The 19,897-nt window shown below is 68.9% G+C and carries 15 protein-coding genes; 10 read left to right on the forward strand and 5 right to left on the reverse strand.

Going from position 1 to position 19,897, the window contains the following annotated elements; genetic code table 11:
• Positions 1-304: 304 nt before the first annotated feature.
• The 4 genes from KEG38_RS31905 to KEG38_RS31920 all read right to left on the reverse strand — a co-directional run bounded on the left by KEG38_RS31905 (position 305) and on the right by KEG38_RS31920 (position 7,397).
• Positions 305-2,593, reverse strand: coding sequence for an Rv1355c family protein (locus KEG38_RS31905; RefSeq protein ID WP_272423728.1), 2,289 nt, complete (start codon positions 2,591-2,593; stop codon positions 305-307).
• A complete protein-coding gene (locus KEG38_RS31910; protein ID WP_272423730.1) occupies positions 2,590-5,322 on the reverse strand; it encodes a hypothetical protein in 2,733 nt (910 codons plus the stop codon). The genes KEG38_RS31905 and KEG38_RS31910 overlap by 4 nt, the downstream gene beginning before the upstream one ends.
• Before the next feature lie 448 nt (positions 5,323-5,770).
• Entirely contained in the window at positions 5,771-6,235 is a 465-nt protein-coding gene (locus tag KEG38_RS31915) for a hypothetical protein (protein ID WP_272423731.1), read from the reverse strand.
• 163 nt (positions 6,236-6,398) lie between these two features.
• Complete coding sequence (locus KEG38_RS31920) at positions 6,399-7,397, reverse strand: RNA polymerase sigma factor (RefSeq protein ID WP_272423732.1); 999 nt, start codon at positions 7,395-7,397, stop codon at positions 6,399-6,401.
• Between the two features lie 116 nt (positions 7,398-7,513).
• Here KEG38_RS31920 and KEG38_RS31925 point away from each other — a divergent pair, with 116 nt between their 5' ends.
• From KEG38_RS31925 to KEG38_RS31935, 3 genes are read left to right on the forward strand one after another with little or no spacing between them, the layout of a single operon-like run.
• A complete protein-coding gene (locus KEG38_RS31925; RefSeq protein WP_272423734.1) occupies positions 7,514-8,053 on the forward strand; it encodes a L,D-transpeptidase family protein in 540 nt (179 codons plus the stop codon).
• 47 nt (positions 8,054-8,100) lie between these two features.
• A complete protein-coding gene (locus KEG38_RS31930) occupies positions 8,101-8,550 on the forward strand; it encodes an EVE domain-containing protein (protein ID WP_272423735.1) in 450 nt (149 codons plus the stop codon).
• A 32-nt stretch (positions 8,551-8,582) separates the two neighbouring features.
• The gene (locus KEG38_RS31935; RefSeq protein ID WP_272423736.1) at positions 8,583-9,353 is read left to right on the forward strand and encodes a hypothetical protein; all 771 of its coding nucleotides are present in this window, start codon (positions 8,583-8,585) and stop codon (positions 9,351-9,353) included.
• A 345-nt stretch (positions 9,354-9,698) separates the two neighbouring features.
• Here KEG38_RS31935 and KEG38_RS31940 read toward each other — a convergent pair whose 3' ends face one another.
• Positions 9,699-10,517 carry a fatty acid desaturase gene (locus tag KEG38_RS31940; protein ID WP_272423737.1) on the reverse strand — a complete coding sequence of 273 codons (819 nt, stop codon included), beginning with the start codon at positions 10,515-10,517 and terminating at the stop codon, positions 9,699-9,701.
• Between the two features lie 86 nt (positions 10,518-10,603).
• On the opposite strand from KEG38_RS31940, the gene KEG38_RS31945 reads away from it, so the two are divergent.
• The 7 genes from KEG38_RS31945 to KEG38_RS31975 all read left to right on the forward strand — a co-directional run bounded on the left by KEG38_RS31945 (position 10,604) and on the right by KEG38_RS31975 (position 19,576).
• Positions 10,604-11,554 carry a fatty acid desaturase gene (locus tag KEG38_RS31945; protein WP_272423738.1) on the forward strand — a complete coding sequence of 317 codons (951 nt, stop codon included), beginning with the start codon at positions 10,604-10,606 and terminating at the stop codon, positions 11,552-11,554.
• Positions 11,555-11,558: 4 nt separating this feature from the next.
• Positions 11,559-12,410: a hypothetical protein gene (locus KEG38_RS31950; protein WP_272423739.1), complete on the forward strand. Its 852-nt coding sequence runs from the start codon at positions 11,559-11,561 to the stop codon at positions 12,408-12,410.
• 61 nt (positions 12,411-12,471) lie between these two features.
• Positions 12,472-13,557 carry a 3-oxoacyl-[acyl-carrier-protein] synthase III C-terminal domain-containing protein gene (locus KEG38_RS31955; protein WP_272423740.1) on the forward strand — a complete coding sequence of 362 codons (1,086 nt, stop codon included), beginning with the start codon at positions 12,472-12,474 and terminating at the stop codon, positions 13,555-13,557.
• Positions 13,554-14,660 (forward strand): NAD(P)/FAD-dependent oxidoreductase, encoded by a 1,107-nt coding sequence (locus KEG38_RS31960; protein WP_272423743.1) that lies wholly within the window; start codon positions 13,554-13,556, stop codon positions 14,658-14,660. Before KEG38_RS31955 ends, KEG38_RS31960 begins: the two co-directional genes overlap by 4 nt.
• Positions 14,661-15,544: 884 nt before the next feature.
• A complete protein-coding gene (locus KEG38_RS31965; protein ID WP_272423744.1) occupies positions 15,545-16,312 on the forward strand; it encodes a hypothetical protein in 768 nt (255 codons plus the stop codon).
• 329 nt (positions 16,313-16,641) lie between these two features.
• The gene (locus KEG38_RS31970; protein WP_272423746.1) at positions 16,642-19,101 is read left to right on the forward strand and encodes an efflux RND transporter permease subunit; all 2,460 of its coding nucleotides are present in this window, start codon (positions 16,642-16,644) and stop codon (positions 19,099-19,101) included.
• A gap of 43 nt (positions 19,102-19,144) precedes the next feature.
• Positions 19,145-19,576 carry a hypothetical protein gene (locus KEG38_RS31975; protein WP_272423748.1) on the forward strand — a complete coding sequence of 144 codons (432 nt, stop codon included), beginning with the start codon at positions 19,145-19,147 and terminating at the stop codon, positions 19,574-19,576.
• Positions 19,577-19,897: the final 321 nt, after the last annotated feature.

Consider the following 19,897-nt stretch of genomic DNA (forward strand, 5'->3'; position numbering starts at 1 on the left):
CCGCGGGGGCTGTTCGCCCCTCGACCCGAACCAGGGCAAGCCCTGGACTCGGGTTGGAAGAACCGCGCATCGCGCGGTTCTTCCACAGGCCGGTGGCAAGACCAGAGACCGCGTTGCCAGTTGAAAGGGCAGCGTGGCTGTCTTGATGGGCAGGGTCGCTCGTGGTCTTGACTGCGGCCTGTTCGATGAACTGCGCATCGCGCAGTTCATCGACAAAAGGTCCAGCGCTTGCGCTGGTCCGGGTCCCGGGGCGGACAGCCCCGGGTGGGGCCTGGGGCAACGCCCCAGCGCAGCGGCCCCAGGCCTACACGAACGTCAGCACATCCTCGACTGGCTTCCGGAGCGACCGCGCCGTGGGCGGCTCCGCCTTCGAGAGCCGGAACAGGAGGATCTCTGCGTGCCCTGCGGGCACGTCGAACACCCGCAAGAACCGCTGCCGGAGCTCTCCGAGCTGCTCGCGCACCTTCGGCTCGAGCCCCTTGGCTCCGCCCCGTTCGAGCCGTGCGAACAGATATAGCATCGCCGACCATGGCTGGAGCGCGATCCCCTGCGCCGTCGCATCTAGCCACACGCGCTCGAGTGCTCGCCCGCCCTCGAAGTACGAGCGCGACGACGTCCCCGGAAACACCACGAGCGCCATCGCGGACGACGACACGACCAACTGCCGGGCGGACTTCGCGAGCGCCCCGCCGCCGCCCATCTTTGCCGCGAATTCTACGGCCTTCCACGTGGTCGCGAGCCGCACCGCCGCGAGCGCCGACGGCGGCACGTCGAGCGTGAGCACGTCGAGCCCGTCTCGCGTCCGGAGCGCCTCCTCCTCCGTCCAGCGCAGCTCCGCGCCCATCTCCTCGTTGTGCTTGCGCGACAGGAACAGCATCCGATCGGCCTGCCCGAGGATCTCCCCGATCTCGGCGATCGCTGACCGATCGGTCACGAGCAGGAGTTTTCCCCCGCGCACCTCCGCCGCCTCTGCGAGCCGCGCCGCTGCGTACTCCGAGAGCGCCGCGCCCGTGCCGGGCTTGCGGTTCGTGGATCGCGCGCCGATCACCGCGCAGAGCGGATCGACCGCGTACGACGAGTCGTCCACGCGGAACACCACGTCACATGCGGCGCGCGGATCGTTCGCGTCCGGCGCATCGACGACCTCGGCCGACAGCCCCATCGCGGGCGCGGCGAGCACCATGTTCTCCACGGCCGCGCCGAGCGCCACGAAGCTTGCGGTGTTCTGGAAATCGTTCAGCGACCGGCCCCCGTCCGGCGACACCTTGCACCGCACCCGCCCGCCCTTCGCGACGAACCGCCACGGCTGCGCGTTGCCGCCCGAGGGCGCGAGCACGCCGAATCCCACGAGCCTGCGCACGTCCTCCCGCGTCACCGTCCGCTTGTCGGCCGGCCGCGCGAGCGGCGGCGCCTCGGGCGCCGGGAGCGGCTTCCGCACGAGCGCCTCCTCCAGCGCTGCGTCGACCAGCACCTCCGCCTCGCGCCCGTCCTTCACGAGGGCGTCGAGGTCCACGAAGTACCGCCCCGATCGCGTCAACTCACCGAGCAGCACACGCCGCGCTGCGTCGGTCGACACTGCGCCGCCGAGCATCGTCCCCGAGGCGAGCTGCGGCCACGACGTCGTCGTCTCCTCGACCTCGAGCAGCGACGCCCCGAGGCGACCCTTGAGCGCGTCCGGCCCGATGATCCGGAGCACGATGGCCACCTTCTGCGCCTGCGTCAGCCCCTTGAGATCCGCCGCCGACAGCCCCCGCAGGAGCGAATGCAACACGGGCCGATCCGGCTCCTGATCGAAGCGCTCGACGTCGAGCATCCCCCGATCGTTCGTCTCCATCAGCACCGGGATCCCGTGCGCCCGCGCCCGCTCGCGCAGAAACACCTTCGTATAAAGGTCGTCGCACTCCTCGATCACGAGATCGAGCTTTCCGCCCTCGTTCAGGAACGCCTCGACGTTCTCCTCGGTGATCCCCGTCCGGATCACCTCGACCCGCACATACGGATCGATCTCCGCGATCGCGCGTGCTGCAATCACGCACTTGTGCAAGCCGATCTCGTGCACCCCGGCGCGCAGGCGGTTCATGTTCGAGAGCGCGAGCTCGTCGAAATCCGCGAGCCTTAGCATCCCGCCCACGCCTTCGAGCGCGAGCGTCACCGCGCTCGCCTGCCCGACGGACAGCCCCACGACGCCGATCCGTTTGTCCCGGAGCCGCGCTTGCTCGTCGGGCGTGATCTTGTATCGATTGCGTGAAAAACGGAGCTCGCGATATTCGGCCTCGCCGAGCACGTGCACGAGCCGCCCGCTCCACGGGTAATGGACCCAGGTCCCGCGCTCCTCCGGCGGACCGTCCCCGAGCGCCGCCCGCACCACCTCGTCGAGCGCTGCGCCGCGCAGCCTCTGCTTCGGCGACCGCGTCGCGCAAAGCTCGGTGAGCTGCTCGACGTACCGATCGTGCACCTCGCGGACTTGACCCCCGGCGACGAGCTCCTCGACTTTGCGGCGATCCCACGAATCGGCGAGCGAAAACAGCGCCGGCTGGTATGTCCCCTGATCCACGCCCGCGGCCAGCGCCGCGAGCCGCTCGGCGAGCTTCATTCCTTCCCCTGCTTCGGCTTGTACCGGCCGATGGCCGTGAGCTCGTAGACGTGCTCCAGAAACTCCGGGAGGATCTGCGCCGATATCGCCCAGCAATTGCCCGGCCCGAGATCCAGCATCTTGCAGCGCTCGATGTGCTCGCCGTCCGGGTGCTCGTGCATGTACACAAAGCTCGACTTCCCGCGATTGCGATAGAACTGCCGCGCCTCCTCGATCAGCGGCACGAACGCGGCCCGCCCGCCGCGGCCGAGCTCGTAGAGCCGAACGCAATCGAGCAGCCGGAACAGATTCGTCCCCGTCTCGCCCGTCTCCACGATCGCCGCTGCCACGGGCACGCCCGCGCGCCGCGCCGTGAAGAACGTGCGCTCGCGCCCCATCCCCGCTTCCTTCCAGAGCCGCGCCGTCTCCCCGAGATCCACCCGCTCCGGCACGAGATCGAGCGCGTCGAGCAGCGCCGCCGTATGCGTCTTGCCGAGCTCGTCGAGCAGCCACGCCGTCTCGAAAGGTGCCGCCGGCCCGACGTCGAAGCGCTCGCCCGAGACCGTCTCGCTCGTCCCGGCCGATTGCAGCTCGAGCAGCCGGAACGGCCGGATCGCCGCGAGCCCCTGCTCCACGTACGGCCGCGCGAAATCGAGGTGCGCCATCGACCACGGCACCTCGCCATCGATGAACGCGAGCGCCCAGGTGAAGGCCGGATCGAGCTGCGGATACTCGAACGCCCGCAGATAGATGTCGCGCAGGATCTGCCGCACGTGCGCGACGCCGGGCGCCTTGCCCGGCCGCTTGGCGAGCTGATGAACGAGCCAGCTCCCGCCGTAAATCTTCGCCACCGACAGCGATGCCTCGATCCCGCGCTCCGACGGCCACACGGCCTGGCAGATGATCCGCGGCGCTGCCGCCGCCCGCGCGCCGAACTCGAGGAACGTCTTCTTCAGCGGCTCGAATTGATCCGGCGTTTTACCGGACAAATTGAAATATCCCGATTGCTGCAGCAAGCTCCACATCGACTCCGGCGTCTCCGATCCGCCGAGCGTCTTTTCGTGCAGCTCCTGGCTCACGAGCCGCATCCACGGCCCCTCGTCCTTCGTCGTCCGCGGCCCCACCTTGACCCCGCACCGCGCCTTCCCGCCATTGCGCGCCGGGAGCACGTACCGGACCTCGCCGTGCAAGTGCAGCGGCGCGTCGTCTCCCACGCAGACCTCGATGTCCGGCATCTCGAGGCCCGGGAACACGAGATCCTGGTCGGCGTCGACCTCGAAGCACAATCCCGCGAACGAGACGTCGAGCACGGGGCGCCCGGACACGACCACCTCGGGCCATATCGGATGCTTGAACGACGCCGTGACCGGGCGCTGCACCTTGCACCGACGGAACCATCGGTGGCGCACCCGCTCGATCCGCGTCGGCATCGGCGTCGTCACGCGCCCGTCGGCCTCGAACTCGGCCTTGTCGAGGTGGATCCGGTGAATCGAGTTGTACCCGCCGAGATCGATGACGTACGGCGGCGCGCCCCAGCTCTGCGCCGATTTCCACACGACCCGCGTCTCCTCGCGCGTCTCGATCTTCTCGGCCTTGACCGGCACCTCCGACCCCACGACGAGCCCTTCGCTGCCCGCGTGGATCAGCGCCCGCAGGATCGCCCGCACCCGGCCCGGATCGTCGATCTGCTCGCGGACGCGCGACAGGCTCCGCGCGAGATCCGCCTGCCCGACGACGCAAAGCTCCTGCAGGAGGCCGAGGATCTTCCGGCCGAGATCCCGCGTGACCCGCTCGAACTGCACGCTGACGATCACGCTGCCCTGCGGCCCCGTCGGCTCGATCGAGACCACCACGCCCTCGACGGGACCCACCGCGCCCTTGCCCGAGAGCATGTACGCCGTGACGCGCCCGCCGAGCCGCGGGATCAGCCCGTCGCCCGGGGAAAACCACACCGCCGAGGGCGAGAGACGCACCACGGACGCCGGCAGGATCCAGCGCCCCTCGGTGAAAAGTGCGACCGCGCACGCCCCCTCGCGCAGCCGATATCCCGGCCCCGCCTCGCCGCTCACGCGCCGGAAGCGGACCGACGGCGGGCTCACCGAAGGCGGATTCTCCGTGTAGTCCGCCGAGCGCGGCGCCTCCGAGGGCCGCGGCGGACGCATGTCCGACAGGCGCCGCGACGGGAACCGCACCGACGGCGCCTCCCCGAGCAGCTCGTCCTCGCGCATCCCGAGCGCCGCGCGCCCCTCGGCCGTCAGGCGCGGCAGCCGCACCGACCCCTGCCCCTCGGAGAGCACCTCGTCGTCACGCCCTGGCACCCGCTCCGATGCCGACGGCGCGATCGACCGCGGGAACCTTACTGACGGCGGCGGCTCCGCAAGCCCCTCCTCGTCGCTGCGCATCCCGAGCGGCGGCCCCGAGAGCGGCCGCGGGAACCTTAGTGAAGGCGGCGGCTCGCTGAGCCCCTCGTCATCGCGCGGCGGCCCCCACGACGAATGCCGCGCCTCCGGCATCGGCCGTGGAAATCGCACCGACGGCGGCGGCTCCGTCAAATGGTCCTCGTCGCGCGGCGGCCCCCACGACGAGTGCCGCGCCTCTGGCATTGCTCGTGGAAATCGCACCGACGGCGGCGGCTCCGTCAAATGGTCCTCGTCGCGCGGCGGCCCCCACGACGAGTGCCGTGCCTCCGGTATGGCCCTCGCAAACCGCACCGACGGCGGCGGCTCGCTCCGGCGCTCCTCGTCCAGCATTCCGAGCGCCGCTCGCCCCTCCGCGGTAAGCCGCGGAAAACGCACCGACGACGGTCCGTCCGACAACGGATTGACGCTCGGCGGGGCGGGTGACTCCGTCGTCGAGACGGGTCGAGGCTCACCGCCTGTGCCTGGCGCCCGTTCGCTGCTCACCCCGCACCCCCTCGGGGAGCCCTCGAAGCACGGAAGCGCCGACTCTTCGCGTCAAGCAAGGTGCGATGCCTCCAGCGGTCTCACGTTCGGGCAGCGAAAAGCCTCGGGGCCCGACCTCGGGTCCGACATTCGTCAGTAGCCAGAGCGCGCTCACACGCGTTCGAGCCACGGACCAACACCCGTTTTTATCGAACGGCCCCGACAGCGTCAAGACCGTCGTCATGCGCTTCCGGTGTAATTATCAACACCAAGGCATGATCGGGTTCGTCCCCTGGTCGCTCGAATTTCCGCGGAGTCAGCCTTCGTCGGGCATCGTCTTCGACGGCCCGCCGGCCTTCGCCTTCTTGAGCTGCAACCGGAGCGTCTGGACCGCGGTCTTCATCGCAATGTGATACCGCGGTGGAACGTCGAGATACGTGAGCGCCTGATTGATGTGCTCCGGCGGAAAAGCCGCATACGCATCATGGTAAAACCATCGGAGCGCCGTGATCACACCGCGGACGAACGACGAGGCCGTGACCGTCGCCACCTTCGGCTCTTTCTTGTTCGGCACGTAGGACGGTGACGCGCGCAGCTCGTCCACCCGCATTTTCAAGCGTTTGCGTTGCGAGGCCGTCGGCGCTCCCCCGTCCGTTACGATCAGAATGGATGCATACGTGTAGTGCTGCATCCAATCCTCCCACTCCTCGTCGGTGGGCGCCATGGCGTTGTGGACGAGGACGAAGTAGTCGCCCACTTTCTGGAAGGCCAGGTTCTTCATCCAGATCGCTCCAGCCGCACCGCCGACGCAACGCTACCGACCACTCCTCGCCTCGGCCAGCGTACAGGAGGGCCGAAAGCTTGGCAAGCAAGGGCGAGGCCTCGCGGGTTTCGCCGGACAAGACGCGGTTCGGGCCTGAAGGCCGGCAAAAACGAACCCCGGCTCACTTCTTCAGGAAGTCATCGTCCCCCTTCTTCCGCTGCTTCGGGACGGGCTTGGCCTTCTCGTTCTCCGTGCCCCGATCGAGGAGCTCCGGATCGAGCTTCGGCTTCACGCTCGTGGGCACGGGTTTCGGCGGCGGAGCGACCTTTTTCGGCGCCGGCGCCTTCTCGTCGACCTCGCCCTTCGTGTCCCGCTCGGTCGACGTCGGCACCGGCGGCGGTGTCGTGAGCGCCCGCCGCGCCTGCTCGCGCGCGGCCTGCACCTCGGGCGCCTGATCCCCCGTGGGATCGAGCTGCTTCGCCGCGTCGAGCTCTTCCACGCAGATCCGGTACGACCCGCGCTCGCACCACCAGAGCGCGTCCGCCCGGAGCGCTCTCGCCCGATCGAGCGGCGTATCCGACGGCGCGGGCACCCGGTCCGGCAGCGGCAGGATCGCCTCCTCCGGATCCCCTCCGTCCTGGGCCACCCGCCAGAGCACGACCGCGAGGACCGCGAGCGCCGCCACGGCCGCGAGCTCCGCGAGCCATCGCTCCTTCATCCAGCGCCGCATGCGCGACACGCGTTGCCGCACCCGCGCCGCCGGGACCTGCTCCTCCTCCGCGATGCTCTCGAGCTTCTCGCCCTCCCCTTCCCGCGCCATCCAGGTGAGCGTCTTCTTGGCCTCCTCGGTCGCCGGGGCCTGACGCTCGGCCCAGCGCATGAGCGCCTCCTCCTCGACCGGCGGCGGGCTCGCCACGAGCTCCGGCGGATCCCGCACTTCCTCGCGCGCCGTGCGCCGGTGCGCGTCCGCGACCTTGTGCCGCGCGATCCCGAGCAGGTACTTGCGCAGCTCCGCGCCGTTGTCCGGGCGGTTCTTCGCGGTGAGCGCCTCGCAAAGGACCGTCTGGACGATATCGTCGGCGTCCGCGGGCGACACCCTGCGGCGCACGAAATCGAGCAAGAATCGCCGCAGCTCCGGATCCGCCAGCGACTCGGCAAGCCTCGGTTCGTCCATGGTCATCGGAGCGCTCATCGCCCCCTCATCGGAGAACGTACCCGGAGTGTGACAGCCGAAAAAATGTTTTTTTTCGCGTGGCCCGATCGTCACGCTCGCCCGGAGATCCCCGACAGCGGGGCATGAACGCCCTCTTCGCGCTGCTCATGCTCCCGACGGTCCTCTTCTCCTCCCCGCTCCCCGGCGCGCCGGCCGCAAAGCCCAGCAAACCCGCGGCGGACGTCGTGTCGCTCGTCCGCGTCGACAAGAGCGAGCACCGGCTCGAGCTCGTCGCCCAGGGCGGCCGCGTGATCAAGACGTACCAGGTCGCGATCGGCAGCGGCGGCGCCGGTCCCAAGCGCTTCGAGGGCGACAAGGTCACGCCCGTCGGCACCTACCGCGTGAAAGGCCGCTTCAAGGGCCTGTTCCATCAGTTTTTGAACGTGACCTACCCGAACGACGAAGACCGCGCGCGGTTCGCCGAGCTCAAGCGCCGCGGCGAGGTCCCGCCCGGCCGCACGATCGGCTTTGGCATCGGCATCCACGGCGTGGGCCAGCGCGACTGGAACGGCGTGCACAAGCAATCGGACTGGACGCACGGCTGCATCGCGCTCGACGACGCCGAAATCGACGAGTTCTCCCGGCTCGTCCCCGACGACACCACGCTCGTGATCACGGACTGATTCCTGTTGTTGGATCGGGGAGTCGGGCTGTATGGTCCCGACGAACCATGACGACGGAGACGCATTACTGGCTCGTCAAGAGCGAGCCCTACAAATACTCGTTTGCCCAGCTGCTCGCCGACAAGCGGGCGGTCTGGGACGGCGTGCGCAACTACGAGGCTCGAAACAACCTGCGCGCCATGAAGAAGGGCGATCTGCTGCTCTTCTATCACTCGAACGAGGGCAAGGCCGTCGTCGGGATCGCCCGCGTCGCCCGCGAAGCGTACCCGGACCCCACCGCCGAAGGCGAGGACTGGAGCGCCGTCGACATCGAGCCGGTCGTCGCACTCAAAGCCCCCGTCGAGCTCGAGGTCATCAAGAGTGACCCAGCCTTGACCGACATCGCCCTGCTCAAGCGCTCGCGCCTCAGCGTCGTCCCCGTCTCCGCCGAGCACTTCGAGCACGTGCTCGCGCTCGGAAAAACAAAGCTCCCCGCCCGGAAAGCGCGCCGGACTTGACGAAAGGCCCCCCACGGGGCGACGCTGCGCGCGTGATCCGCCCCAGCCTGCGCTCGCGCCCCGCGTTCGCCGCCCTCGCGCTCCTCGCGACCTCCCTCGTAGCCTGCTCCAACACCCAGGTGACTTCGACCGTGACGGGCGAGCCCGTCTGCGCCGATTTCACGCTCGGCGGGGCGAACAACAAGATGCGCGGCGGCCTGCGCCAGCCAGTCCGGGTCACCGTGCTCGACGACGACGATCAGATCGCGCGCGTCATGATTCTCGGCAAGCGCGCCGAGGGCGATCCAGGCGCGCGGCTCGTCCTGCCGGACGCGAACGCCGAGTACAAGGTCGAGTGGGCGCAGTGCGGCAACGAGCGCGCCTCCGTGCCACTCCGCGCAGGCAAGACCCCCGAGCGTGACCTGACGACGTACGAGTGCGGCGAGGCCAAGGTCTACAAGACCGACCCGCTCGTCACGAAGAAGGGCGATCGCGCCTCCCACGCGTTCACCTTCCAGCCCCCGCCGAACGCCGCGTGCTGGACCGACGAACGTCCCACAGAAGAGCCCCCGAAGCCCGCCCCCGAAGCCGCCCCGCCCGCCGAACCAGCCGACGCAGGCGCCGAAGACGCCGCGACCGACGCAGCGACCGACGCCGCCCCGGCCGACGCGGGCACGGATGCCGGCAAGCCCACGGGTGCGACGGAGAAGCCAGCCGACGGCACGAAGGACAAACCGGCCGAGGCCCCGAAGACGGAAGCCCCGAAGCCCGCCCCGGCGGCGCCCAAGCCCCCCGAGGGCCCGAAGCCTGCGACGACGCGGTGACCCGCTCGAAGCCGTTGCGCTGGGGCTTTGCCCCAGGCCCCACCGGGGCTGTCCGCCCCTGGACCCGGACCAGCGCAAGCGCTGGACCCGGGGTCGATGAACTGCGCAACGCGCAGTTCATCGAACAGGCCGAGGTAAGAGCAGCGACGATCCTGCCAGCAGCGCTGACGTCTCGACCGATGACGCCGACGGCGTGAAACACACCTTCGCGGTCTTGCCACCGGCCTGTGGGAAGAACTGCGCATCGCGCAGTTCTTCCCCCTGAGGTCCAGGGCTTGCCCTGGTTCGGGTCGAGGGGCGAACAGCCCCCGCGGGGTCCGGGGCAGCGCCCCGGCGCAACGGCCTTCAGCCTGGCGGCGGCGTGATCGGCAGACTCGGCTGCAGCTTCGCGGGATTGAACATTCCTGCGCGCTTGTGGTGGTTTGCGTGCATGTAAATGCCGAACCACAGCCAATTGCCGATCTTGTAATAGCCGTGGTCGAGGTTGACCGGCTTGAAATCGTTGCTTGGCGAGAATGCGTTGTGCGTCGACCAGTTGAAGTGCACGAGGTGGAAGAAGCCTATGATCGACGCCGGCACGAACAGGAAGAAGAAGCCTACCTTCCCGAGGAACAGGAACCACGTCGCGATCAAGAGCAGGTTCGTCCCGTAACTCACGTACGCCCGCAGCCGCTCGTATCGACGGTTCTCGGGCGTGTCGCCGTACAGATCGAAATAAATCTGCTGGAGCTGATGCTCCACGTTCACGATCGTGTTTACCAGAAACTTGAAGTAGCTCGGTAATACCGGGTGTGGGTCCTTTGCGACGTCGTCCGAGTATCGGTGGTGCCGCTGGTGGATCACCTCCCAGGAGGCGAACCGCGTCAGCACCACCATCCCGCAGAGCTCCCCGACGATCCGGTTGATCGGCCGCGGGAAGTTGTTGTGCGTCGCGTTGTGGATGAACACGCTGCACAGGATCTGCAGGTGACAGGCCAGCGGCAGCACGAGCCACAGACGAGCGTCCCAGGCTGGCGCGAGCCCTTGGAAGCCCGTCGTCACCATCACGGCGACCAGCGCTCCGCAGAGGACCAGGTAAAAGCCGTCGTACCACAAGTAAAAATAGCGGTTTCGACGGAGCTGGGTGAAGGGTAAGGACGTTAAGGTCGAGACGATGGCTGTCACGGCGTTCTGAACGTATCGGTTAACGCAAATCTGTCCGTTCGTCCATGATTGTCGACTGACCGGGACGGATGGTAGAAGGCGGAGCCGTGTCCTCTTCGCTTACTGACCGAAGCCCCTGGCTGGTGAAGCACCCGGCCGAATGGCGGCAGATCGGCATCGTTCTGGCCTACCTTGGCGTCCTTGCCTCGATGGTCTTCGTGCCGGCCTGCCGGAACGTCTTGTTCCTCGCCGCGGCCTGTTATCTGAGCTTCCTCAACACGGTGGTCATCCACAACCACCTCCACCAGGGCATCTTCCAGAGCCGCCGGCTCAACATGCTCTTCCGCGTCGTCTTGAGCTTCGGCGCGCTCTACCCCGCCTCCGCGAACATCCCCTCGCACAACCTCGTCCACCACCACTTCGAGGATGACGGCAAGCCCGACTGGGCCGCGCCGACGCACGTCTCCTTCAAGTGGAACCTGCTCAACCTGATCCACTTCCCCAACGTCGCTGGCCCGAACACCTTCGCGGGCGTCTCGCGCTGGGCCCGCATCAAGGGCCGCGAGGAGTTCGTGCGGCAGTACCTCGTCGAGCAGGTCTTTGCCTTCGGCCTCACCGGCGCCCTCCTCGTCTACGACGTCTGGACGACGCTCTTCTTCGTGCTCGTCCCGCAGCTCTACGGCGCGCGCTGCATCCTGCGCATCAACCTCATCCAGCATGATCGCTGCGACACCACGAGCGAATGGAACCACTCGCGGAACTTCGTCGGTCGCGCCTTCAACTGGGTGATGTGCAACAACGGCTACCACACCATCCACCACAACCGCGCCGGCCTGCACTGGTCCGCGCTCGCCGAGGCGCACCGGCGCGAGGTCGTCCCCCGCGTGGATCCGAGCCTCGACGAGCCGAGCATGGTCCTCTACCTGCTCCGGACCTACCTCCTCCGGCCCTCCCGTCCCCTGATGCGTGACGTCGCCAAGGCGGAGACGGAAGGCCCACAGATCGACCTCGCGCCGCGGGAGATCCGCCGCGCCGAAGCCGAAGCCGCGAGCGCGTAAAAGGATGGGAAAGCCCCTGCCCTACGAGCTCATGGGCCTCTTCGTCCTCGGGGTCCTGTGGGTGAACACCCTGCTCGTCGTCGCCGCCGCGTACAAGGAGATCGCGGCCCTCTCCGCGCTCGCGCGGCGCTTCGTTCCGCTTGGCCCGAAAACCGAAGGCACGGGCCTCCTCATCGGACGCGTGACGCGCGGCGACGGAGAAGGCCGGGCCCTCGCGGCGCACGGGATCCCGCAGGTCGGAAGGCTCGCACGTGGTGACGAACCCGTCGTGCTCTTCGAGGACAGGCCCGCGGAAGGCGCGTCCTTCGGCGGCGCGATCGAGGCGGAGGGACGCGCTGTCGAGATCCCGCCGCGCACGGGCCCCGGCGTCGAGGTCTGGCACGGCCCGGACGCGCTCCGTGCCGCCGCCGCCTGCCCCTCGCCCGAGGCCTTCGACGCGGCCCTGCCCGACGCCCGAAAAGCCCGCGGCTTTTCCCGAAAGGTCACGGCGCACATCCCCGAGGGCAGCGCCCTCTACGCCTTCGGCGCCCTCCGGAGCGACGGCCCGACGCCGCGTCTCGCGCCCGCCGAGGACGGCACGCTGATCCTCTCGACGATCGATCCACGATCCTTTTGTCGTCAAAAGACCCGCCTCGGCTGGCTCTTCCTCGTCGGGGTCCTCGCGCTCGCCGCGGGCGTGACGGCGCTCGCCCTGCACGAGCCTTTCGTGTCGACGACGAGCAAGCTCGGAGGCGTGCTCGGCCTCGCGTTCTTCCTGCTCGTGCAGCCCGCCGGCACCGGCCTTCGCGACGCGCTCGCGCGCCCGAGCGTGGCGGCTCTGCGCGGTGAATGGCGACGCCCCGGACGCGCCTCCTGATCCGTGCGCCCCCTGCCCAGCGCCCTCCCGCGCACGAAATTTGCCGCTGTCGCCTGCTCGAATGGCGATCATCGAACAGACGTGGACGTTCTTTCCGGGGCGCTCGTATAGCCAGGACGAGCTCTCCGAGGCGCTCCCTCGGTGGCTCGATGGACGCGCCCTCGGGCTCGCCCGCCAGCTCTTCCGCAGGAGCGCGGTCGAGCGCAGGAACCTGGTCATCGCCCCGCACGAGCTCCTCGCCGTCGGCCGCTCGTTCTCCGCGAAGAACGAGCTCTACCGCACGACCGTCCGTGACGCCTGCGGCGCGCTCTCGCGGCGCATCGCCGAGGGGACGACCGAGGACGAGCGCGAGAGCATCGACCTCGTCGTCACGGTCTCCTGCACGGGATTCCAGATTCCTGCGATGGACGCGACGCTCGTCGCGGCCCTCTCGCTCTCGCGGAACGTCCGCCGCATCAACCTCACGCAACACGGCTGCGCGGGCGGCGCGGCGGCGCTCGCGATCGCGCACGAATGGCTCGCCGGCCACCCCACGGCCCGCGCGCTCGTCGTGTGCGTCGAGCTCTGCTCGGTGACGTTCTTGCCCGAGGATCGGAGCGAGGAAAACCTGGTATCCGCGGCGATCTTCGCCGACGGCGCCGCCGCCGTGCTGCTCGCGGGCGAGCGAGCCGAGCGGCAGAACGCGAAGGCTCCGGCGCTCCAGATCCGCGACACGTTCCGCGAGCTCTTCGCCTGCACCGAGCACTTCATGGGCTTCGAGGTGCGCGAGGAGGGGCTCAAGATCAAGCTCTCGCGCGACGTCGTCCCCTTCGCCGAGCGTGGCTTGCCGGACGTCTTTGCGCGGGCGCTCGCGCGGTTCCACGTCGAAGACCCGAGCCAGTTTTCGTTCGGCGCGGTGCATCCGGGCGGTCGGCGCGTGCTCGAGGCGCTCGAGGATCACGCGCGTTTGCCGAAGAGCGTGACGCGCACGAGCTGGGACACCCTCGCGCGCCACGGCAACATGTCCTCGGTCACCGTGCTCGTCGCGCTCGACGAGCTCCTGCACGAGCACGCGCCGCTCGGGCCAGGCGCACTCGGGCTCGTCACGGCGTTCGGCCCAGGGTTCTGCACGGAGATCGGCCTCTTGGAGACGACCTCCGGGCGATGAGCGAACGACCTCCGCTCGGCATCGTGGGAGGCGGGCTCGCCGGCCTCGCCGCAGCCATCGCGGCAGCCCAGCGCGGCCGCGAGGTGCTCGTCTGGGAGAGCGGCGTGATCGGCCGCGACAAAGTCTGCGGCGAGTTCCTCTCACCCGAAGCCGAAGAAGACCTCGACGCCCTCGGCTGCGGCGACCTCGTCTCCGCGCTGAAGCCCGCCCATCTGCGCGCCGTCGCCCTCTTCGGCGCAGGTGGCGCGCGTCTCGATCTGACGCTCCCCGGCCACCCCGCACTCGGCATCACGCGCGCAGCCCTCGAGGCCTTCCTCGCCCGTCGCGCCCGAGAAGCAGGCGCCACGGTCCTCGAACGCACGCCCGTCCGCGCCATGGCCCCCAAGCCGCCGCGCGCACTCGAAATCCAGAGCCAGGCCGGCACGCATGCCGTGCGGAGCCTGGTCCTCTCGATGGGCAAACGCTCCACGCTCGACGCCCCGCTCGATCTGCCACGCGCGAGCGCCGCGCGCCCAAGCTTCGTCGCGATCAAGGCCTACTGCGCGCCGACGCCACTCGAAGCCGACGTCGAGCTCTACCTCGTGCCCGGCGGATACATCGGCGTGAACCCCGTGGAAGACGGCCGCATCGGCGTGTGCGCGCTCCTCGAAGGCAACGCCCGCCCCGTCTGGCAAACCCTCGAAGACCACGCGACGCGCCACCCCGCCCTCGCGCGGCGCCTCGCATCCCTGGGCGCGCCCACCCAAAAACCCCGCGGCCTCGCCCGCTTCGGCTTCGGCGCCCAAGCCGTCGCACGCGCCTGCCCCACGACCGGCGTCCCCCTGCTCTTCGCCGGCGACGCAGCACGTCTCGTCCCCTCCTTCACGGGCGACGGCATGGCCATCGCACTCCGCAGCGGCCGTCTCGCCTCCCTCGCAACCTTCTCGCCAGACCCCATCCGCGCGTACACGCGGGCATTTTCGCGCGCCTTCGCAGCCCGCTTCCTCGTCGCCGGCGCGCTTCATGGCCTCTTGCTCCATCCACCCGTGTTCGAGCTGCTCGCTCCACTCGTGGGCCGCGCGCCGAGGCTCGTAGACATGCTGTACCGCGCGACGCGTGGGTAGTCTGAAGCGTGGTCGCCGGGGTTTCACCCCGGGCCCCGACCAGGGGTTGTCCACCCCTGGACCCGGACCAGGCACGGCCTGGACCGAGGGTGCATCGACCGCGATGCGGTCGATGCAAGGGGATGGGGAGTGGGAAGCGCAAGGTGAAGCGCATGGCGAGCCCCCCGGAGGGTCGTGAGGCGCATCGATCTGCGTGTGCAATGCCCCGCGAGGGTCAGGGAACGCTCGCCGATGCGATCGTGGTGCCTTCGAGGGGGTCTTTTGTAGGAGGACGTACCGGTGGGGGGTACCCTCGGAGGGTCGTCGGGCGCTCGTCGTTGCGGTGGGTGAGGCTCCGGAGGGCATCACGCCGGTTCGATTTGCGTCGTGCGAGGCTCCGCCGGGGTCACGGTCGCAATCGGAAGCGCGTCGGGGGCCTCGTGAGGCCACGAATCTCACAAGACGGAGCCATTCTCGACCCCTCCAAAGGGGTCTTCACCGCTCGATGTTGCGTCCCCCGACCCTCCGGGAGGCACGACGCACGCAACGTGAAGCGTTTCGACCCCCTCCGGGGGGCCCGTGGAACGCTTGCGCTTGCATGGAGGGATGCCCGTCGAGGGGCGTCGAGCGCGTGCAGCCATTGCCGCCACCGCCCGTTCGTCCCGGAACCGAACGTTTGTCCAGGTGCTTGACCCCCCCGTTTGTCCGCGGTACGAGTGGACCTCGGAGGCCGGCGCTGAGCGTGCGCACCTGACCTGGATCGCATGAAATGCTCGCGTCGGCCTCCACCTGTTCCCGCGTGGATGACGGTATCTTTCGTCTCCGGGTGGACGAGGAGCACGCGGTCCCCCCCAACGCACACGGGGATGGACATCCGGTGTGGACGGCTGGTAAGGTCGCCCGCCATGACAAGACTCCTCGAATCCAACTCAGTGATTGCCCTGCCGCGTCTCGATGCCAATCAGGCCATGGTGCTCGCCCAGCAGCTCACGGCCGCGGCGCTCGATGAGAAGGGCGATCCGCGCCCTCTTCCGGAAGCCGTCGAGGAGGCGCTCGGCGACGTGAAGGAGGACCGCGCGGCCCTGCAAGACGTGCTCGGTCCCCAGGCACAAGGCGACGTCCGGGCCATCGACAAGCTGGAGGACAACGCCATCGCGGCGCTCATCCTCATTCTCGCCGGCTGGTCGCGCGTGCGCGGGCAGCTCGACCTCGGCGACATCGCCGTGGAGGTGGGGACGCACGTCGGCGTCGAAGACGGCCTCGGCTTCATCAACATGCGGCCGCGCGACGAGTATGGGATCGTCGATACCAAGCTGAACACGATCACGCGGGAAAACCTCGATGGGAAGCTCGAAAAGCTCGGCCTCGGCCCGCTGCTCGCCCACCTGCGCGAGGTGCACGAGCAATATGGGAAAGCACTGGGAATGGTGCACGCCGTGCCCGGAGAGGAGCGCGCCGTCGTGCGCCCCCGCCTCGATGCGCTCACGGATTCGCTGCGCCATTACGTGACCGCCGTGCTCGGCTCGGTGCAGCGCAAGAAGCCAGCCACCAAGGAGCTCGCCGACGCGCTCCTGCGGCCCCTCACCACGTGGCAGGCCGATCCGGTGAGGAAGGCGCCCAAGGAGGAGGGCACGACGGGCGCCGCCACGGGCTCGTCCGCGGATCAGGGCTAGAGCGTCGAACAGTTCGACTGTTCGACGCTCTGCGAGATCGCGTAGCGATCTCGCCTCGGGGGGTGAATCGTCCGGGCTTTTCCCGGACGAGAGGGGGGTCGCGAGGCGTCCCCCACGGGCCAAAAGAGCTAGAACATCGAGCAGTTCAACGAACTGCTCGATGTTCTAGGGCTCTTGCGGTTTGGGGGTGAGGATCCGCCAAGTTTGCACTATACCGGCGCTCTCACGATTCCCTTGCTCCCCCGAGGTTTGCCCTGAGCGCCGCCCCTTCCGCCCCGCCGCCGCCCGGCCGTTCGTCGCCCGAGCGCCTGTTCGACCGACTCGGCCGCGTGCAGTTCGAACGACCGCTGCTGCCGCTCCTCGTCGCGGCGGTGCTCACGATCGTATCCGTGGTCCTCGCCCTGCGATTGACCATCCAGACCGGCTTCGAATCGCTCCTGCCCTCCTCCCGGCCGAGCGTGCAGGAGCTCAACCGGGTCGCCGCGCGCACGGCCGGCGTCTCCACGCTCTTCATCGTCCTCGAAGGCGGCCCGGACACGCCCACGTCAGCGCTCCGGCAGGCAGGCGACGCGCTCGTGCCCGCACTCGCAGCCGTGGGCCCGCCCTGGGTCGGCAGCGTCGAGGACGGCGTGCACGAGGCGCGCGCCTTCCTCTCGCCCCGCGCCGGGCTCTACGCCGACACCAAGGACCTCGAAGGCCTGCGCGACGACATCGAGGCCCGGTACGCCTACGAGGTCAACAAGGCGACCGGCACCTTGCTCGACGAGAGCGAAGAGCCCCCGGCCCTCGACGCGGAGAGCATCAAGAAGCGTTTCAAGCTCGGCACGGAGGCCACGCCGGATCGGTTCCCCGACGGCTACTACCAGTCGAAGGACGGCAAGACGCTCGTCGTCGCGGTCCGCTCCAAGGTCATCGGCAGCGATTTCGCGCGGGGTAGCGAGGCGTTGCGCCGCATCCGCGAGGCCGTCGATCGGGTGAACCCCGCCTCGTTCCACCCCGAGATCCGCTACGGCTTCGGCGGCGATCTCCAGACGGGCATCTCCGAGTTCGCCGCGATCAACGCGGACCTCACCGAGGTCGGTCTCTTCGGGGCCGCGCTGCTCGCGGGCGTCGTGTTTCTCTATTACCTTCGGATCCGCACGCTCTTCGCCATGCTGATCACCATCGGCATCGGCGTCGCGTGGACCTTCGGCGTCACCGAGCTCCTGATTGGCCATTTGAACATGGCCACGGGCTTTCTCTTCACGATCGTCGCGGGCAACGGCATCAATTTCAGCATCATCTACATGGCGAGGTACCTCGAAGCGCGCAGGGACAAGGTCCCGCTCGCCGAGGCGCTCGACCTCGCGCGTCGGGAAACCTGGCGGCCCACGCTCACCGCGGCCGCCGCGGCCGGCGCGGCGTACGGCTCGCTCATCGCCACCGAGTTCCGGGGCTTCCGCGATTTCGGCGTCATCGGCGGCGTCGGTATGCTCCTCTGCTGGATCGCGACCTACCTCGCGTTGCCGAGCATCCTCACGCTCATGGAGCGGCTCCTCCCGCTCGATCGCGAGGCCAAAGGCATCTGGGGCCGCATTCAGCGCGCCACGCAGGGCGGCATCGCATTCGGCCGTCCGTTCGCAGCCTTCGCCCAGCGCGCCCCCCGCCTGCTCACGGTCCTCGGCGTCGCCGTGGCCCTGGCCGGCGCCATCGCGGCCGTCTTCTACGTGAAGAGCGACCCGATGGAGTACGACCTGCGCAACCTGCGCACCGACGCGAGCCGGCGGGCCGAGGAGATCCGCCTGAGCCAGCTCGGCGAGCAGATCACGGGGTACGTCGGGACGGACGGCATGGCAATCCTCGTGGATCGCCCCGAGCAAGTCGAACCTTTGCGCGCGGCGCTCAACGCGAAGCGCGACGCCGCCCCGCCGGGGGAAAAACCCTTCGAAAAGGTCCACGCGCTCCAGGACTTCGTGCCCGCGGCGCAGGCCGAGAAGATCCCGATCCTCGAAGAGATCAAGCAAAAGGTCCTCAAAGCGCGGCGCCGCGGCGTCATCTCGGATGACGATTGGAAGACGATCGGAGAGGTCCTGCCCCCGGACGACCTGAAACCGTTCGGCATCGAGGACCTGCCTGCCGGTCTGGCGCGGGCATTCACCGAGACCGACGGCACGCGCGGCCGTATCGTCTACATCAGCCCGACCGCGGGCGCGACCGTGGACGACGCCCATTACCTCTTCCGCTGGGCAAATTCGTATCGACGCACGGTCCTGCCAGACGGCAGCGTGATCCTCGGCTCAGGCCGCGCAGTCATTTACGCCGACATGTGGACCGCGGTGATCGACGACGTCCCGCCCGCAGTGCTCCTCTCGCTCTTCGGTACGATCCTGGCAGTGCTGATCGCATTCCGCCGCGGCAAGCCCTCGATGTACGTGATCGCCACCTTGCTCGTCGGCATCGGATGGATGGCACTCGCGCTCGTCGTGATGAAGGTGAAGCTGAACTTCCTGAACTTCATCGCATTGCCGCTGACCTTCGGCATCGGCGTCGATTACGCGGTGAACATCGTGCAGCGGTACACCCGCGAGGGCACGGGCGGCGCGATCGCCGCGGTGCGCGAGACAGGCGGCGCGGTGGTGCTCTGCAGCCTGACCACCGCGCTCGGCTACATGGCGCTCGTACGATCGGATAATTTCGCCGTGCGCAGCATGGGCGTCGCCGCAGTCATCGGCGAGGTCACCTGCCTCTTCGCCGCCGTGATCGTCCTGCCCGCAGCGCTCGTGTGGATGGATCACCGGAAACGAGCGTAACAGCGCACTTCCCTTCGGGGCCGGCTCGTTTTATCGTGGCGCCGTGGCAAAATCCGAGGATCGAGGTGGGGGCGCATCGGAGGGCAGCGGATCAGGGCTGCGCTCCGCAGCGAGCCTCCTGTTCACAGTAGCGCTGCTCGCAGCAACGGGCGCGGCACTTTACAACGTGTATGGCGTGAGCGTGGAGGTCGAGGCACTCGCCTCGGAAGCCGCGTGCCAGGGCCAAGCCCAGCCATGCAAGGCCCAATTCACGTTCTGGGAGCGCTCGCCGATCGCGCACACATTCACGATGCAGACGCCAAGCGGCGCGCACCCCGTGACGTGCCAGCGCGCATACATCCTGTTCGGCGCCTATACCTGCAAGAGCAAGGACGGCACAGCAACCGCGGAGCCAAGCCCGTCCGCATCGGCGTCGGCCGCGACCTCGGCGAAGGCGCCGGCCAAGGCGGTGCCTGCGAAGGCGAAGGCGCCGTGAGCGTAGCGTAGCGCCGGGGTTTCACCCCGGACCCGACCAGGGGTTGTCCACCCCTGGACCCGGACCAGCGCAAGCGCTGGACTCGGGGTCGATGAACTGCGCGATGCGCAGTTCATCGAACGAGCCGGGTCAAGACCGGCGACGACCCTGCCAACCAAGACAGCGACGCTGACGGTTCAACCGGCAACGCGGTCCCACCGGCCTGTGGGAAGAACTGCGCATCGCGCAGTTCTTCCCCCTGAGGTCCAGGGCTTGCCCTGGTTCGGGTCGAGGGGCGAATAGCCCCCGCGGGGCCCGGGGCAGCGCCCCGGCGAGGCGGCC

This window comes from Polyangium jinanense (genome assembly GCF_028435265.1).
In the GTDB taxonomy this organism is placed as follows: domain Bacteria; phylum Myxococcota_A; class Polyangia; order Polyangiales; family Polyangiaceae; genus Polyangium; species Polyangium jinanense.